The organism is Halorubrum sp. SS7 (assembly GCF_005435055.1).
Taxonomy (GTDB): domain Archaea; phylum Halobacteriota; class Halobacteria; order Halobacteriales; family Haloferacaceae; genus Halorubrum; species Halorubrum salinarum.
In genome coordinates this window covers 1-208 of record NZ_SGXV01000823.1, presented here as the reverse complement: position 1 = coordinate 208, position 208 = coordinate 1, and the positions used below count along the sequence as shown (strand labels likewise).

At 68.3% G+C, this 208-nt stretch carries 1 pseudogene; it reads right to left on the bottom strand.

Annotated elements, in window-relative coordinates:
- Window positions 1–208 (bottom strand): annotated as a pseudogene (locus EXE44_RS20030) (replication factor C large subunit); the annotation flags it as partial.

The following is a 208-nucleotide window of genomic DNA, read 5'->3' as shown; positions in this document are numbered from 1 at the left end:
AGGTTGTTCTCGATCCACCGCGTCAGGTCGTCCGGCGTCTCGTCGACGGCGTACGCCGACTGGAGCGCCTCCTCCGCGGACTCCTCTTTCAACACGGCGTCGAGGAACGGGAACAGCCCCAGCGCCTTGTCGCGGTCGCCGGTGACCACGTCCTCGACCGCGATCGAGTCGCGGCCCTGCGTCGCGGCCTGAAGATCGTTGATCGCGC